A 15,731-nucleotide genomic window follows, 5' to 3' on the forward strand; every position below is an offset into this window, starting at 1 on the left:
AGAGTATGTTCGTCCCCGCCGATCCACCCAGATTCGGTCAGCTCCACTCGAAACCCCTGCTCGAAGCCCTGCCCTCGGTGCTGGAGGGCACCGATTACTGGTCGGTGGCCGCGGCGACGGCGCTCGCCCTCGTGGCGCGCGGGCGGATCGTGCCCGACGTGACCGCCGGCGGGTTCGACGCCTGGCGGGTCGGGCCGCTCGACCACGCCGACGAACTGCACCTGCGGCAGCTGGCCGCGCACGGCGACTACGACACCCTGCGCGCGTTCCTCGACGCCGTCGCCGACACGCTGCCGCGTGGCGGCGGTACCGGACCGTTCGCGGGACACGAGGCCTGCGACGTGTCCGGGCTCAAGGGGTGGGCCGACGAGCAGATCACCCTGTCGCTGCGCATCGAGATGACCGCTGAGCAGCGGTTCCGGGCGATCGTGCAGGTCCGCGCCGTCACCGACCCCTCCCCGCGCGACGTGCGGGGCTCCGGCCGCGAACTCGACGCCATCCGGGCGATGGCGCGGATCGACTGGCCGCCGTTGCAGCGCCTGCTCGACGAGGCCGACCTCAGCGACACCGAGGTGTCCGAACTGCTCGGCCTCGACCTCGAGGTGCACTGGCCGCGCGAACTCTCCACCGGGCTGTCCGCGCGGGCCGTGATCGGCGAACCCGCGGGGGCGTTCCAGGCGGGCGACCTGCTCTCGTTCTGCTGGCGGCTCGCCCTCGGCGGCGCCGAACTCACCGAGGCCGAGATGGACCTCGTCGCCGAGGCGTCCCGGCCGGTCGTGCGGCTGCGCGACCAGTGGGTGCTCGTCGACCCGTCGCTGCGGCGCAAGGCCCGGCAGCAGCTCAAGCCGATCAGCGCCGTGCAGGCCGTCACCGCCGCCCTGACCGGTGTCGCGGTGATCGACGGCGAACGGGTCGAGGTCGCGCCCCACAGCCTCAGCGCGGCGATCACCGCCGTCCCCGAGTTCCCGCAGCCCCCGGCGTTGCGGGCCCAACTGCGCGACTACCAGCTGCACGGGTTGCGCTGGCTCGCCCACATGACCGGGCTCGGCCTCGGCGCGTGCCTGGCCGACGACATGGGCCTGGGCAAGACCATCACGCTGATCGCCCTGCACCTGCACCGGGCGGACGACCGGCCGACGCTCGTGGTCTGCCCGGCGTCGCTGCTGGGCAACTGGGAACGCGAGATCCGCCGGTTCGCACCCGGCGTGCCGGTCAGCCGCTACCACGGTCCACAACGGAGCCTCGCGTCCGAGGGCGTCGTGCTCACGACGTACGGCACGATGCGGCTCGACGCCGAGGCGTTGCGCGCCCACGAGTGGGGCATGGTCGTCGCCGACGAGGCGCAGCACGTCAAGAACCCGCACTCCGGCACCGCCAAGGCGGTGCGGTCGATTCCCTCCGCGGCCCGTGTCGCGCTGTCCGGCACACCCGTCGAGAACTCGCTGTCGGAGCTGTGGTCCATCCTGGACTGGACGACACCCGGCCTGCTCGGTACGCACCGCGCGTTCCGCAGCCGCTGGCCCGCGCCCGACGACACGCTGACCAAGGTCGTGCGGCCGTTCCTGCTGCGCCGCCGCAAGTCCGACCCCGGCGTCGCCCCCGAACTGCCCGCCAAGACCGAGACCGACCGGTACGTGTCGCTGTCGGTCGAGCAGGCCGCGCTGTACGAGGCGCTGACCCGCGAGACGCTCGAACAGATCGCGGCGTCGGACGGCATGGCGCGCCGCGGCCTGGTGCTGAAGCTGCTCACCGGGCTCAAGCAGATCTGCAACCACCCGTCGCACTACCTCGGGCACCCGACGCTGCAGGGCAGCTCCGGCAAGCTCGACCTGCTCGACGAACTCCTCGACACCATCGTCGCCGAGGACGGCTCCGCGCTGGTCTTCACCCAGTACGTCGGCATGGCCCGGCTGCTGGAGCAGCACATCAAGCAGCCCACCCGGTTCCTGCACGGCGGCACCCCCGTCCCGCAGCGCGAGCGGATGGTCGACGACTTCCAGCACGGCCGCGCACCCGTGTTCCTGTTGTCGTTGAAGGCCGCCGGCACCGGCCTCAACCTCACCCGCGCCGACCACGTGATCCACTTCGACCGCTGGTGGAACCCGGCCGTCGAGGACCAGGCCACCGACCGCGCCTACCGCATCGGCCAGACCCGGCCCGTGCAGGTCCACAAGCTCGTCGCCGAAGGCACCGTCGAGGAACGCATCGCCGCGCTGCTGCAGGACAAGCGCGACCTCGCCGACGCCGTGCTGCACGGGGGAGAGGCCGCGTTCACCGAACTCACCGACGCCGAACTCGCCGACCTCGTCGCACTGAGGAGCGCCTGATGACCGCCCGCGGATTCGCCGCGTTCCCGAAGGTCAAACGCCGCGTCGCCACCACCTGGTGGGGCAAGACGTGGGTCAGGGCGCTGGAGGACACCGCGCTGGACACCACGTTGCTGCGCCTGGGCCGCCGCTACGCCCACGCCGGCGTCGTCGGTCCGATCACCGTCAGCCCCGGCCGCCTGCACGCCCAGGTCCACGACAACGACACCGTCCACAGCACCACCGTCGTCGTGCCCGTGCTCTCCGACGTCCACTGGGGACGGTTCCTCGACCGCGTCGCCGAGAACCCCGCCCACATCGCGGCGTTGCTGGACAACGACATGCCACGCGACCTCGTGACCGCCGCCGAGGAGTCCGGAGTGGACCTCGTCCCCGGCATCGGCGACCTGGAACCCGAGTGCGACTGCGACGGCTGGGAACTCCCGTGCCGCCACGCCGCCGCCCTCGCGTTCCAGGTCGGCTGGCTGCTCGACGCCGACCCGTTCGTCCTGCTGCTGCTCAAGGGAAAACCGGAACAGGAACTCCTCGACGCCCTCCGCCTGCGCGTCGCCGGACCGCTCGCGACCAGAACACCTGTGGTGGTTTCCGTCGAACCCGCAGGTCAGCTACCTCCTCGCCCGCCGATGCCCGGCACCACACCTGTGGTGCTCCACGTCGAACCGCCACCCGGCTTCGAGGCCGACGAGCTGGTGGCGTTGATGGAGATCGCCGCATCCCGTGCCCGCGCGCTGCTGCGGTCGGGCACTCTCGAAGGGTGATCACCGAGAAGCAGAAGATGATGACCGGCGAGCTGTACCAGGACTCCGACCCCGAACTGGTCGCCGAACGCCTCGCCGCCCAGCGGCTGGTCGACGAGTTCAACGCCACCCGCGCAGCCGACGTCATCACCGAGCTCTTCGGCTCCATCGGCGAAGGCTCGTGGGTCATGCCGCGCTTCCAGTGCGACTACGGCTACCAGATCCACCTGGGCTCCAACAGCTTCCTCAACTACGACGCCATCCTCATGGACTGCGCCACCATCACCATCGGCAACGACGTCTCCATCGGCCCGCGCGCCCAACTCCTCACCGCCCTGCACCCGATCGAGGACCACGAAGCCCGCCGCCGGCGCTTCGAGTCCGCCGCCCCCATCACCATCGGCGACAACGTGTGGCTCGGCGGCGGCGTCATCGTGTGCGCCGGCGTCACCATCGGCGAGAACTCCGTCATCGGAGCCGGTAGCGTCGTCACGCGCGACATCCCGCCGCGTGTGCTGGCCGTCGGCAATCCCTGCAAGGTGATCCGTGAGCTGTGACAAACGCGTCGCCGAACCGCTGGTCCTGCTCGGCCTGACCGCCGTCGCGCTGGTGGTGTCCGGGATCGGCCCGTACTCGCGCGGTACCTGGTACCTCGAAGTCGCCCCCGTCGTCATCGGCGCGGGCGTTCTGGTCGCGACGTTCCGGCGGTTCCCGCTGACACCGCTGCTGTACCGGCTGCTGTTCCTGCACGCGCTGGTGCTGATCCTGGGCGGGCACTACACCTACGCACGGGTGCCGGTCGGCTTCTGGGTGCAGGACCTGTTCGACCTGGCGCGCAACCACTACGACCGGTTCGGCCACTTCGTGCAGGGGTTCGTGCCCGCGGTCCTGGCCCGCGAGGTGCTGCTGCGACGGACACCGCTGCGGCCGGGCGGCTGGTTGTCCGTGCTGGTCACGTCGGTGTGCCTGGCGTTCAGCGCGTGCTACGAGATGCTGGAGTGGCTCTCGGCCGTGCTGGGTGGCGAGGCCGCCGGAGACTTCCTCGGGACCCAGGGCGACGTGTGGGACACCCAGTGGGACATGTTCATGGCACTGCTGGGAGCCGTGGTCGCGCAACTGGTGCTGGCACGGCTGCACGACCGCCAGCTGGCACGGCTCGGTGGAGCGAGGCGCGCGGATGGGTGAGCAGGGGACGGTCGAGCGCGCGATCGCGCACGTCGAAGCCCTGTCCGCCGGCGGCCCCCTGCCCCGCGACCTGCGCGTCACCCTCAACTTCCACCCCGGCCGGGGAGTCCTCGCCCAGCTCGCCCGCGACGGCGCCTACCGCTCGCAGTTCGAGACCGGCACCAGCAACGGCGGTCTCACCGCCCACCCCGGCGGCGACCGCTGGCAGTGGGAGAGCAGGCTCTTCGGCGGCGCCTACGACCGAGCAGACCCCTCGGCGCGGCCCAAGTACGGCGCCCTCGACCACCGTCGGCGCGGCTGCGGGGCAGCGCCCCGCTTCGGCTCTGCGCACCTGCGGCTGACCGAAGCGGTCCTGGACCGCACCACGTTCTGCCACCCCGACAGCGTCTTCGACCCGGTCGACTTCGGCACCGCACGCCGCTTCGCCCTGCTCGGCCACGCCACCCCCGCCGACCCGCTCGACGACTACGTCGAGGCCCACGTCCACGGCCCCGTCACGTTCGACGACGTGGAGGCCGTCGTCCTCGACCCGACCTTCCCCGAGGTCGACCTGCCGTGCCGCGTCGAACGCCACGCGGGCTTCCGGCTGTCCACACAGGACCTCCTGCGGCACGCCGGCTACCGCACGCAGGAGTCGGTCGAGCTGGGACTCGAACTCGCGCGAGACGGGGTCCTCACCCCGGACCTGCTCGACACCGCCAGCGCGCCACCGCAGGTGGTCAAGCACCTGTGGCACCACCTCGCGAGGTTCGGCTACCCCAGGTAGAGCTCCGCCAGCCGGCGCACCGCAGCCGTCACCTGCTCCCGCAGTTCCGCCGGCTCCAGCACCTCCACCTCACCGCCGAGGCGCAGCAGCATCCCGGTCGCGTGCGCCACCGACTCGATCGGGATCGTCACCCGGAACCCGCCGCCGTCCTCCACAACGGACTCCGCGGCCGCCTTCGCCACCACCGGCAGCACGTGCGAGTCGAAGACCTCCCACCCGCGCGCCGACAACCGGACCACCGCGGTCCCCGTGTGCTGGCGTGCCTGGAACTCCTCGAGCGACGCCGCCCAGTGCGCGGCCAGGTCGAAGCCGGCGGGCCGGTCGAACGGCTCCAGCACCTCCACCGACTGGATCTGGGCCACCCGGTACGTCGAGATCCGCGCCGACGACCCCTGCGCCACCAGGTACCAGCGCCCCGCCTTGAGCACGAGCCCGAGCGGCCGCAGCGTCCGCGTCACGTCCTCGGGCGCACGCCACCGCCGATAGCCGACCTCGATCGTCCGCTCCCGCCACACCGCGTCCGCGACCACCTCCAGCAACGGCGACCGCTCCGAGTCGTAGTACCAGGACGGCGCGTCCAGGTGGAACCGCGTGGCCATCCGCGACGCCCGGTCGCGCATCGGCGACGGCAACGCCGCCATCAGCTTCAACTGCGCCGCCGCCACCGCGTCCCCGAGCCCCAGGTCCGCCGCCGCCCCCGGCAGCCCGGCCAGGAACAACGACTCGGCCTCCTGCTCGGTCAACCCGGTCAGCCGGGTGCGGTAGCCGTCGAGCAGCTGGTACCCGCCGGTGGGGCCCGCGTCGCCGTACAGCGGCACCCCTGCGGCGTGCAGCGACTCCACGTCCCGGTAGATCGTCCGCACCGACACCTCCAGCTCGGAGGCCAGCGCGGACGCCGTCATGCGGCCCTTCGTCTGCAACAGCAGGAGCAGGGAAACCAGTCGACTCGCACGCACGCGGAATACACTGACACACCCTGTCAGGGTTAGCTCATACGTTCGACGCATGGCTTTCTACGAGAAGCAGCTGGCGGTCAAGGAACCGCTGGTCGTCGCGGGCAGACACGTCAAGCGCTACGAGGTGGTCACTCCCGGTCTGGAGATCACCGACGACATCCGCGACGCCGCCCACGCGTTCCTGCCGCGGATCTACCCCGACTTCGAGGACCCGACGCCGCCCGCCACGGTGACGGTGCTGCACCGCAGCGCGGCCGGCATGTACCTCAACGCGTACAACTGGGTCTGGGACAACGTGCTGCACTGCCGCACGGCCGTGTCGGGCGACCAGCCGTTCCTCGGCAGCACCGACCCCGACCTGCGCGCGTTCAGCGTCATCCCGAAGGACCTCATCGGCTGCGTCTGGGAGTTGCCGCCGCTGGAGCACGAACGGTCCGCCTGGGTGCGGCACGTCCTCGAACCCGACACGCCCGACCTCGACGGCTACCTCGCCGACAGCCTCGCCGCGGGACTGGTGGGCCGATGAACGACGAGTGGCAGGGCGCCGCGTCCCGGTAAAACCGGTGGACGGCGGCGTTAGGTTCGCAGACATGACCACACCGGAGAACGTCGTGCGCGCACTGGCCGAACCCGCGAGGCTGCGGGCCTTCGCCGCCGTCGTCCTCGGAGCGGGCACGCTCACCGACGTCGCCGCCGCCTCCGGACTCACACCGAAAGACGCCGGCACGGCGCTGCGGAAACTCCGCGAAGCCGGGCTGGTCGAGGGCGAACCGGCCCGGCCGGCCGACCTCAAGCCGCTCGCCGCGACGCTCACCGATGCCATGCCGGCGGACGGGCTCGCGCCGTTCGTCCTGAAGGACAAGCTCGTCTCCCTGCCGGTCGCCCACGAACGGCGCCGCAAGATCCTCGAGCACGTCGCCGCGCACGCCTTCACCGCGCGCACGTACTACGAGGAGAAGGAGATCAACGAGCGTCTCAAGGCGTGGTGCGACGGGGGAGAGGTCGACCACGTCACCATCCGCCGCTACCTCGTCGACCTCGGTCTCCTGGAGCGCGGTGGCGGCATGTACCAGGCTCAACCCCTGCCGATGTAGGGCATCGCCGTCGCCATCACGGTCATGAACTGCACGTTGGCGTTCAACGGCAGCTGCGCCTGGTATAGAACGGCGTCGGCGACGTGCTGCACGTCGAAGGTGGGCTCCGGCCGCACCTCGAAGTCGGCCTGCAGCACGCCGCCGCCCATCCGCGCGGTCATCTCCGTCGCCGCGTTGCCGATGTCGATCTGCCCGCACGCGATGTTGTGCGCGCGGCCCTCCAGCGACAACGACTTCGTCAGCCCGGTCATCGCGTGCTTGGTGGCGTTGTAGGCGACGGCGTGCGGGCGTGGCACCGACGCGGAGATCGAGCCGTTGTTGATGATCCGGCCACCGCCGTGGGTCTTCATCACCTTGAACGCCTCGCGTGCGCACAGGAACGCGCCCGTCAGGTTCACCCCGACGACCTTCTCCCACGCGCTCAACGAGAACTCCTCGACGGGCGTGGCGCGCACGTTCATGCCCGCGTTGTTGAACAGCACGTCGACCCGGCCGAACCGGGAAACCACCGTGTCGAACAACGCCACGACGGAGTCCTCACTGGACACATCGGTCGGCACCACGAGAGCGCTGTCGGGAAAGCCCTCTGCGGTCTCGGTCAGCGCGTCCTCGCGCCGTCCTGCCAGCGCCACCTGGAATCCCGCAGCCAGCAGGGTGCGCGCCGCAGCACGTCCCACACCCGATCCGGCGCCTGTCACGACCGCCACCGCCATCGGTGATCTCCCCTCGATCCAGCGATTGCCCGAAGTGTCCCCTGTGGAGTAATTACCAGGGGTGGAGTGTGAAGAGGACACCTGCCTGCTGTGCGCGGGGTCCGGAACGATGTCGTGGCAACAACCCGTTCCCGGTCCGGAAGGCCTTGTGCTGCACGAGATGTCGCACCCGTGCCCACGCGGTTGCTCCGGCTGGTGGAAGCTCCCGAACGGCGAACGCAGAGGCATCGTCGCAGGCAATGTCGCACGTGCCAACGAGATTCCAGCCGGACCGTCCACCCAGGCCTGATCACCGAGCGTGAACGATGGGGGTCACCCATTATTGCCGGGACGGTCCCTGCTTGGCGGCTGCCACCACTCGGAGTAGAAGCGGACACTGTTCTTCTGTGAAAGAGTGCAGCCGTTGCCTTGGTTCTGGGCTCAACGAGGACCGGACCGCCTGCCGGGTCTGCGGAGGCTTGGGCCAGGTCCCCGACCGGTAGCTGGGCCTATCTCTTCGTCATCAAGGTCGGGCCGAGGATCCGGCGGGCCAACCGCCGGGTCAACGACTTGGGCGCGGGCTTCGCCGCCGCCGCGGCGGGCGCCGGAACGGCTTTCGGCGCAGGTGGAGCGGGTGGTGCGGCCACCGGCTCGACACCGGGGATCGTGGCCTCGTCGGGCTCGTGCGTCGGGAACTTCGCGAACACCTGGGTCTCCGCCTCGACATTGCCGGGCTGCTGCTGCTCGAACGGCACGCGAAGATCTTGCCATCGGCGTCATTCAGGCCTCGAATGAGGGGTAACTCCCCGGTAACGAGGTGACCGGCGTCACGCAGCACACTGGGCGGTGGCGGCCCCAGGCGGAGTGTGATGACTGAAACGTCCGAGCTCGCGAACGTCGGTCCACCCGACACGCGGCTCTGGGAGCAGATCGCGCAGGGCGACCACGCCGCGTTCACGGAGCTGTTCGAACGGCACGCCGAAGCGGTCTGGAACTACGCCTACCGCCTCACCGCGTCCTGGTCGCAGGCCGAGGACCTGCTGTCCGCCACGTTCCTGACCGCCTGGCGCAAGCGCGGCGACGCCCAGCTCGTGCGCGACTCCGCGCTGCCGTGGCTCTACACCGTCACCGCGAACCGCGCCCGCACCGAGTGGCGGGCCAAGCGCAGGGCGTTGCGGCTGGTCTCGAAGCTGACGCCGCAGGACGAGCGCGACCACGCCGACGACGTGGCCGCCCGCACCGACGCCCGGCGCCGCCTGGTCCAGGTCGTGGCCGCCATCGCGAAGCTGCCGAACTCCGAACGCGAGATCGCCCAGCTCTGCCTGCTCGGCGACGTGTCCGTGTCCGACGCCGCCACGCTCCTCGGCATCACCGAGTCGAGCGTCCGCGCCCGCGTCTCCCGCACTCGCGCCCGGCTGCGCGACCTCACCCCCGAGGACAACGCATGATCGACCAGCTGCCCGACCACCGCCCGTTGCCCGACGACGTCCGCCTGCGGGCCCGCCGGCGCCTGTCCGAGGGCATGGACCCGCGCGCCCGCAACGGCAGGCCCGTCGTCATCGCCGCCGGCGTCGCCCTGCTCGCCGCCACGACCGTCTTCGCGAGCCAGGCACTGCTCGGCGGCTCCGCCGACGTCGCGGGCCCGCCGATGCAGTACAACGGCGAGTTCGTCGGCAAGGACCGCAACGTCGTCAACAACGTCGGCAAGGGCCCGCTCGGACCGGACATGATGGCGCGCTGCACCGCCGCCGCGACCGCGCACCCGCCGGCCGACCAGTGGTCGCTGATCGCGCTCAGCCACAAGAACGGCACCGTCCTCAGCGCGTTCCGGGCCTCGACCGGCGTGTTCTTCTGCGCGAACACCGCCACGACCACGACGATCTCCGCCCCGGACACGGCGCGGCTCGCCGAGGGCCGCGGCCAGGTGAAGGTCCTGTTCACCACGCCCTCCGGCGCGATGGCGGGCCTGGTGTCGCCGGACGTGAAGTTCCTGAGCCTGTCCCGCATCGCCGACCCCGGCTGGAACAACACCTCGCCCGGCATCATCGAGGGCCTGTTCCTCGCCCCCACCGGCTACGTCAAGGCGGAGACCGGCACGAAGGCGCTGGTCAACGGCGAGGAGACGGTCCTGAGGGGCGTACCGGGGCCGACCGCGTCCGTGACCGACCTGCCCCTGCCCCCGGCCGACCGCAGCACCCCCGAGGCCCAGCGGCTCGCCGCCTGCCTGCGCGACCGCGCCGTGCCCGACGCCGACCAGTTCTCCCACGGCGTCACCGCCAAGGTCAGCGCCACCAGCACGATCGTGCTCGGCGGGTTCGGCAACCTGATGTTCTACTGCCTCGACGACGGCACCCAGCGCCGCGGCCTGGTCTACGACCTGCGCGAGCCCGACGACATGGAACTCGTGCAGGGCCAGACCATCGGCTCGGTCCGCGCCTTCCACGACTTCGTGCCGGTCGAGGGCGGAGGCGAGAAGAGCGAGGACTTCGCCGCGGTGGGCATCCTGTTCGACCCGCAGGTCGCCTCGATCACCTACACCGCGCCCGGTGCCGCCGACGTGCCCGCGGTGATCGGCAACGGCACCTTCGTGCTGGCCGCGCCGTTCATCGAGAACCGTCCCGGTGCCCAGGTCGTGGTGCGCGACGCCCGGGGCACCGTGCTGGAGACGATCACGCCGAAGCGCTGAGGGCGGCGGCCACCCTGGCCGCGCGCTCGGGTGGCAGCGCGAAGTGGTTGGCCGGGTTGCGGTAGGAGTAGCGGCCGTTGTTGACCGCGTAGCCGGGACCGTCCGTCCAGCGCACCTGGCCGGTGGCTCCCTGGTCCTCCAGCAGCCGGGCGGCGACGGTGCCGGCGTCGTCCACGGCCGTGAGGGCGCGCAAAGCGGCCGACAAACGTGCCGCGGCGTCCTCGGGCAGGGCTTCGTCGCCGAACGCCGGCAGCAGGAGCAGCAGCCGGGCGTGCGGATCGACGGTGCTGCCGCCGGGCAGACCGCCGTCCGCGGCGGCGACGAGTTCGGGCCACGACAGACCGGGCCCCATGAAGTGGCCCTCGTCCTGCGCGAGTTGTTCGGCCTGGTCCCAGTCGGGGTGGTGGACGAGGTAGTCGGTGCCGGGATCGTCCTCGAACGTCCGGTAGACCACGTGCAGGCGGTGGTCCCCGGCGAGCGGGATGGTGAACGTCGGCCAGTCCGCCGGTTCCCGCAGCCGCCGGTGGAACTCGCCCGCGGCGTCGTGGTCCGCACCGAACAGCAGCTCTTCGGTCTCCTCGTCCTGCACGCAGGAGTACAGGTGGCCCAGCCAGAAGAGGGGTTCCTCGAGCAGTTCCGGCCGATGGGTCAGCGGGCCGCCTTCGTATCCCGGCAACTCGACGGGGTGCGCGTTCGTCGTCACGACGCAGATCTAACCCTGGGCGGATTGGTTAGCATGGCGAAGTGACTGTGCAGGCGCCGGCCGAGGCCGGGTACAAGTGGATCGCGCTGTCCAACACCACGCTGGGCATGCTCATCGCCACGATCAACTCCTCGATCGTGCTGATCGCGCTGCCCGACATCTTCAAGGGCATCGCGATCAACCCGCTCGACCCGGCCAACACCGGCTACCTGCTGTGGATGATCATGGGGTTCCTGGTCGTCACGGCCGTGCTGGTGGTGAGCTTCGGGCGGCTGGGCGACATGTACGGCCGCGCCCGCATGTACAACCTCGGCTTCGCGATCTTCACCGCGAGCTCGGTGATGCTCGCGATCACCTGGTTCGACGGGGACGCCGCCGCGCTGTGGCTGATCGGCTGGCGGGTCGTGCAGGGCGTGGGCGGGGCGTTCCTGATGGCGAACTCCTCGGCGATCCTCGCCGACGCCTTCCCGGTGACCCAGCGCGGCATGGCGCTGGGCATCAACGGGGTCGCGGCGATCGCCGGGTCGTTCCTGGGCCTCGTCATCGGCGGGCTGCTGGCGCCGGTCAACTGGAACCTGATCTTCGTCGTGTCCGTGCCGTTCGGGCTGTTCGGCACGGTGTGGGCGTACCTCAAGCTGCGCGACACCGGCGAGCGGCGGCACGCCGAGATGGACTGGTGGGGCAACATCACCTTCGCCGCCGGCCTGATCGTGCTGCTCGTCGGCATCACCTACGGCATCCAGCCGCACGGCACCTCGCAGACCGGCTGGACCAGCCCGTTCGTGCTCACCTGCCTGATCGGCGGGCTCGCGACGCTGGTGGCGTTCGTCGTGATCGAGCACCGCGTGCCCAACCCGTTGTTCGACCTGCACCTGTTCCGGCTGCCGTCGTTCACGTGGGGCAACATCGCCAACTTCGCCTCGGCTCTCGGGCGCGGCGGGCTGCAGTTCGTCCTGATCATCTGGCTGCAGGGCATCTGGCTGCCGCTGCACGGCTACTCCTACGAGGAGACGCCGTTGTGGGCGGGCATCTACATGCTGCCGATGACCGTCGGGTTCCTGCTCGCGGCGCCGACGGCGGGCATCCTGTCCGACCGGCTGGGCAGCCGGGCGCTGGCGTTCAGCGGCAACGTCCTGACGGCCGTCACGTTCGCGCTGCTCATCGCCCTGCCGGTGGACTTCCCGTACTGGGAGTTCGCGGTGGTCCTGGTGTTCACCGGCATCGGCATGGGCATGTTCTCCTCGCCCAACCGCGCCGAGGTCATGAACTCGTTGCCCGCCAACGCGCGCGGGTCCGGCAGCGGCATGATGACCACTTTCCAGAACACCGCGATGGTGCTGTCCATCGGGTTCTTCTTCAGCCTGATCATCGTCGGGTTCACGCAGTCGCTGCCCGGCGCCATGCGCACCGGGCTGGTCGAGCACGGCGTCTCGCAGACCGCCGCCGCCCAGGTCGCCGCGCTGCCGGCGGTGGCCGTGCTGTTCGCCGCGTTCCTCGGCTACAACCCGATCCAGCAACTGCTCGGCGACCAGCTCACGACGCTGCCGCCGGACCAGGCCGCGTTCCTCACCGGCCGCGGGTTCTTCCCGAGCCTCATCTCCGGGCCGTTCGCGCAGGGTCTCGCGATCGCGTTCGGGTTCGCCATCGCGCTGTGCCTGCTGGCCGCGTTCGCGTCGCTCAAGACCGCCCGGAAACCGGTGGACGACCGCGGCACGATGCGGGGGTGAGAACCGAACGCCTGACCCTGCGGCCGATGAGGCCGTCCGACGCGGACGCGCTGACCGAACTGCACGCCGACCCCGAGGTCATGCGCTACCTCGACCCCGCGCCGGTCGCCGGCTACCTCGGCGAGAGCTTCCTCGCCGCGCACGAGACCGCGACCGGTCGGTTCGTCGGCTGGTTCGAGTTCAAGGGCACGCGCGAGGTCGAGCTGGGCTACCGGCTGCACCGCGCGTTCTGGGGCCTCGGCTACGCCACCGAGGGCGGCCGCGCGTTGATCGCACGCGGCTTCACCAGCGCAGACGTCGACCGGGTCGTCGCCACGACGATGTTCGTCAACGCCGGCTCGCGGCGCGTGATGGAGAAGTGCGGGCTGCGGCACGTCCGCACCTTCCACCTCGACTTCCCCGATCCGTTGCCCGGCACGGAATACGGAGAGGTCGAGTACGCGCTTACGAGAGAGGAGTGGCAGCTGGCTCAGGGGGACGCGCATGTGGCAGACGGAAAAGGTTGACCTGGAGGCGTACTTCGCGCGAACGGGCGCATCGGCGTCGAGTTCGCTCGCGGAGTTGCACGAGAAGCACGTGCTCGCCATTCCGTTCGAGAACGCCGACGTGGTGCTCGGCAAGATCCCGTCCCTCGATCTGGACGACATCCAGGACAAGATGCTGCGCAAACCGCGCGGCGGTTACTGCTACGAACACCAGTTGCTGTTCACCGCCGTTCTGGAACGACTCGGCCACTCGGTGAGCCGGCAGATGGGCCGGGTGTTCACCGGCCCCCGCACGCATTTCCTGTCGATCGTGGACGACCAGCTCGTCGACGTCGGTTTCGGCGCGGGCGTGTTGCGGCCGATGCCGTTGCGGGACGGCGCGGAGGTCGACCAGGCCGGGTGGCCGCACCGGCTGCGCCGCGAGGACGGCCGCTGGGTGTTGGAAAAGCTCGAAGAGGGCGGCTGGACGCTCCAGCACGCGTTCGAGACCGGCATCGAGCAGCGGCCCGTCGACTACGACGCCGCCAACTACTACGTGGCGACGCACCCGCGTTCGCCGTTCAGCCGCCAGCTCGTGGCCATGCGCCTCGAACCCGGTCTGAGCCGCCGGCTGATCGGAGGCAAGTTCGTCGTCGAACGCGCGGGGGAGAAACCTGAGAATTCTCAGGTTGAGGACCTCGGAAAAACGCTGGAATCGCTCGACATCGTGCTCACCGAAGGGGAGCTGAGTCACATCGGGGCAACTCTGGGAACAAAAGAGGGCCCAAGTTCGTAATACCGGGTGTAAGGGGATCGCATTTCGGAGGTGTTGGAAATGACCACCGCGACTCCGTTCGCCACGGGAGTGAATTCCACGGGCGTCAACGCACTGCCCACCCCGCCCTCGGGCTGGCCCATCGGTTCGTACGCGACCTACGAGGAAGCGCAGCGGGCCGTCGACCACCTGGCGGACAACGACTTCCCGGTCGCGGACGTCACCATCGTCGGCGTCGAGCCGATGATCGTCGAACGCGTCACCGGCCGCCTGACCTGGGGCCGCGTCCTCGGCGCGGGTGCCGCGTCGGGTGCCTGGTTCGGCCTGTTCGTCGGTCTGCTGCTCGGCCTGTTCTCCACCGGCGGCGCGCTCGCCCCGATCGTCGTGGGTCTGCTCACCGGTACGGTCTTCGGACTCGCCGGAGCGGCCATGCGCTACGCCGCCACGCGCGGCCGTCGCGACTTCGCCTCGGTCACCCAGCTCGTGGCCGGCCGCTACGACGTGCTGAGCCACCCCCGCAGCGCCGAGCAGGGCAAGGACATGCTCACGAAGCTCGCGTGGCGGGCATGAGCACCCCGCTGACCGTCGACGAGCTGCGCACCGCGCTCGACGAGATCCGGCAGACCAGCGCCAGGCTCGGCGCGCAGGCCACGAACCTGGCCGCGCGCGCCGACCACGACCTGGGTCGCGACGTCGCCGAGATCGTGAAGGACCTCCGAGCGGCGGCCCGCCAGTTGCGGGTCACGCAGCTGCTGCTGGAACCGGCCAAGGCCGACCTGGCAGCCTGATTCCCCGCTCCCACCACAGGAAACGCCGTCCCGCACCAGCGGGGCGGCGTTTCCGCTTTACTGGCGGGATGCCGATCCTGGGGGAAGCGGTCCGCACCCACTGGTGGAGGTTCGCGCCCGTCGCCGCGGCCGCTGCGGTGTGCGTGCCGACGCCTGGTCCGTCGAACCTGTTCGGCCTGGTGCCGATCGTGCTGTGGTGCGCGCTGGCCCGCACGCGCACGACCGGGCTGGTCGTCGGCGGCGTGCTGGTGGTGTTGCTGGCGGCGTTCGTGCTGCCGCGCGCGTTCTGGTTCGCCGGGCCGTGGGTGCCCTCCTACGCCGAGCTGTTCTGGCTGTACCCGATGCTCGCGGCACTGGTGTGCCTGCCCGCGGTGCCGAGGCAGCGACGTGTCGCCGACGGGGCGCTCGTGCTGGCGGTGATGGTCTTGTCCGGGTTCCTGGCGACCGGGGTCTTGCTGGTTGCGCAACTGGAGGCCAAGCCCGGCGACGAAGGCGTGCTGCCGGCACCCACCGGGCTCACCGCGACCGAGGGTCTCGGCCACTGCGGGTCCGGCAACTGCTCGCGCGAGGTGACGCTGACCGGAGACCGCGCACCCGAGCGGGTGCGCGAACACCTCCGGTCGCGCGGCTTCACGCCCCGCGAGCGACTGAGTCCCGGCGACGACCGGGTGTGCCGCATCGACGGGCTCCTCACCACCCACGAGGTGTGCGCGGAGTCCCGCACGCTCACGTCCACCGAGGTCAGGGTCGTCTGGTACGTCGACTAGAACGGCAACGCCATTTCCGTAGTCCGTACGGTATTGTTTCCGTATGACCTACGGAAATGGGGTG

19 protein-coding genes are annotated in these 15,731 nt (G+C 70.6%); 15 read left to right on the forward strand and 4 right to left on the reverse strand.

Features of this window, described 5'->3' with window-relative positions; translation table 11 throughout:
• The first annotated feature begins 5 nt into the window (after positions 1-5).
• Genes QSK25_RS18490 through QSK25_RS18510 form a run of 5 tightly spaced genes read left to right on the forward strand, consistent with a single transcriptional unit; the run spans position 6 to position 5,015 of the window.
• The gene (locus QSK25_RS18490) at positions 6-2,327 is read left to right on the forward strand and encodes a DEAD/DEAH box helicase (protein WP_285639779.1); all 2,322 of its coding nucleotides are present in this window, start codon (positions 6-8) and stop codon (positions 2,325-2,327) included.
• Positions 2,327-3,085, forward strand: coding sequence for an SWIM zinc finger family protein (locus tag QSK25_RS18495; protein ID WP_285639780.1), 759 nt, complete (start codon positions 2,327-2,329; stop codon positions 3,083-3,085). The genes QSK25_RS18490 and QSK25_RS18495 overlap by 1 nt, the downstream gene beginning before the upstream one ends.
• Before the next feature lie 17 nt (positions 3,086-3,102).
• Complete coding sequence (locus tag QSK25_RS18500; RefSeq protein ID WP_502881872.1) at positions 3,103-3,621, forward strand: sugar O-acetyltransferase; 519 nt, start codon at positions 3,103-3,105, stop codon at positions 3,619-3,621.
• Positions 3,611-4,249: a DUF2238 domain-containing protein gene (locus QSK25_RS18505; RefSeq protein ID WP_285639782.1), complete on the forward strand. Its 639-nt coding sequence runs from the start codon at positions 3,611-3,613 to the stop codon at positions 4,247-4,249. The genes QSK25_RS18500 and QSK25_RS18505 overlap by 11 nt, the downstream gene beginning before the upstream one ends.
• Positions 4,242-5,015, forward strand: coding sequence for a DUF3626 domain-containing protein (locus QSK25_RS18510; RefSeq protein ID WP_285639783.1), 774 nt, complete (start codon positions 4,242-4,244; stop codon positions 5,013-5,015). Before QSK25_RS18505 ends, QSK25_RS18510 begins: the two co-directional genes overlap by 8 nt.
• Here QSK25_RS18510 and QSK25_RS18515 read toward each other — a convergent pair.
• Entirely contained in the window at positions 5,003-5,971 is a 969-nt protein-coding gene (locus QSK25_RS18515) for a helix-turn-helix transcriptional regulator (RefSeq protein WP_285639784.1), read from the reverse strand. The genes QSK25_RS18510 and QSK25_RS18515 overlap by 13 nt on opposite strands.
• Positions 5,972-6,020: 49 nt before the next feature.
• On the opposite strand from QSK25_RS18515, the gene QSK25_RS18520 reads away from it, so the two are divergent.
• Positions 6,021-6,497 carry a hypothetical protein gene (locus tag QSK25_RS18520; protein ID WP_285639785.1) on the forward strand — a complete coding sequence of 159 codons (477 nt, stop codon included), beginning with the start codon at positions 6,021-6,023 and terminating at the stop codon, positions 6,495-6,497.
• A gap of 64 nt (positions 6,498-6,561) precedes the next feature.
• Positions 6,562-7,065, forward strand: a complete 504-nt coding sequence (locus QSK25_RS18525; RefSeq protein WP_285639786.1) for a DUF2087 domain-containing protein — start codon at positions 6,562-6,564, stop codon at positions 7,063-7,065.
• Here QSK25_RS18525 and QSK25_RS18530 read toward each other — a convergent pair.
• Complete coding sequence (locus tag QSK25_RS18530) at positions 7,047-7,778, reverse strand: SDR family oxidoreductase (RefSeq protein ID WP_285639787.1); 732 nt, start codon at positions 7,776-7,778, stop codon at positions 7,047-7,049. The two genes, QSK25_RS18525 and QSK25_RS18530, sit on opposite strands and share 19 nt — an antisense overlap.
• A 488-nt stretch (positions 7,779-8,266) precedes the next feature.
• Positions 8,267-8,512: a hypothetical protein gene (locus tag QSK25_RS18535; RefSeq protein ID WP_285639788.1), complete on the reverse strand. Its 246-nt coding sequence runs from the start codon at positions 8,510-8,512 to the stop codon at positions 8,267-8,269.
• A 114-nt stretch (positions 8,513-8,626) separates the two neighbouring features.
• Between QSK25_RS18535 and QSK25_RS18540 the strand changes: the two genes are divergently transcribed.
• Both QSK25_RS18540 and QSK25_RS18545 read left to right on the forward strand, forming a co-directional pair.
• Positions 8,627-9,205 carry an RNA polymerase sigma factor gene (locus QSK25_RS18540; RefSeq protein ID WP_285639789.1) on the forward strand — a complete coding sequence of 193 codons (579 nt, stop codon included), beginning with the start codon at positions 8,627-8,629 and terminating at the stop codon, positions 9,203-9,205.
• A complete protein-coding gene (locus QSK25_RS18545) occupies positions 9,202-10,443 on the forward strand; it encodes a hypothetical protein (protein WP_285639790.1) in 1,242 nt (413 codons plus the stop codon). Before QSK25_RS18540 ends, QSK25_RS18545 begins: the two co-directional genes overlap by 4 nt.
• On the opposite strand, the gene QSK25_RS18550 is transcribed toward QSK25_RS18545, so the two are convergent.
• The gene (locus QSK25_RS18550; RefSeq protein ID WP_285639791.1) at positions 10,427-11,146 is read right to left on the reverse strand and encodes a hypothetical protein; all 720 of its coding nucleotides are present in this window, start codon (positions 11,144-11,146) and stop codon (positions 10,427-10,429) included. The two genes, QSK25_RS18545 and QSK25_RS18550, sit on opposite strands and share 17 nt — an antisense overlap.
• A gap of 107 nt (positions 11,147-11,253) precedes the next feature.
• Here QSK25_RS18550 and QSK25_RS18555 point away from each other — a divergent pair, with 107 nt between their 5' ends.
• The 6 genes from QSK25_RS18555 to QSK25_RS18580 all read left to right on the forward strand — a co-directional run bounded on the left by QSK25_RS18555 (position 11,254) and on the right by QSK25_RS18580 (position 15,667).
• On the forward strand, positions 11,254-12,873 hold the full coding sequence (locus QSK25_RS18555; protein ID WP_352236096.1) for an MFS transporter: 1,620 nt from the start codon (positions 11,254-11,256) through the stop codon (positions 12,871-12,873).
• Positions 12,870-13,379, forward strand: a complete 510-nt coding sequence (locus QSK25_RS18560) for a GNAT family N-acetyltransferase (protein WP_285639793.1) — start codon at positions 12,870-12,872, stop codon at positions 13,377-13,379. The genes QSK25_RS18555 and QSK25_RS18560 overlap by 4 nt, the downstream gene beginning before the upstream one ends.
• On the forward strand, positions 13,357-14,133 hold the full coding sequence (locus QSK25_RS18565; RefSeq protein ID WP_285639794.1) for an arylamine N-acetyltransferase family protein: 777 nt from the start codon (positions 13,357-13,359) through the stop codon (positions 14,131-14,133). The genes QSK25_RS18560 and QSK25_RS18565 overlap by 23 nt, the downstream gene beginning before the upstream one ends.
• 39 nt (positions 14,134-14,172) lie before the next feature.
• Positions 14,173-14,682 carry a YflT domain-containing protein gene (locus QSK25_RS18570; RefSeq protein WP_285639795.1) on the forward strand — a complete coding sequence of 170 codons (510 nt, stop codon included), beginning with the start codon at positions 14,173-14,175 and terminating at the stop codon, positions 14,680-14,682.
• Entirely contained in the window at positions 14,679-14,900 is a 222-nt protein-coding gene (locus QSK25_RS18575) for a hypothetical protein (protein WP_285639796.1), read from the forward strand. Before QSK25_RS18570 ends, QSK25_RS18575 begins: the two co-directional genes overlap by 4 nt.
• Before the next feature lie 68 nt (positions 14,901-14,968).
• Positions 14,969-15,667 carry a hypothetical protein gene (locus tag QSK25_RS18580; RefSeq protein WP_285639797.1) on the forward strand — a complete coding sequence of 233 codons (699 nt, stop codon included), beginning with the start codon at positions 14,969-14,971 and terminating at the stop codon, positions 15,665-15,667.
• Positions 15,668-15,731: the final 64 nt, after the last annotated feature.

The sequence above is a fragment of the Lentzea sp. NBRC 102530 genome (genome assembly GCF_030269365.1).
Lineage (GTDB): Bacteria > Actinomycetota > Actinomycetes > Mycobacteriales > Pseudonocardiaceae > Lentzea.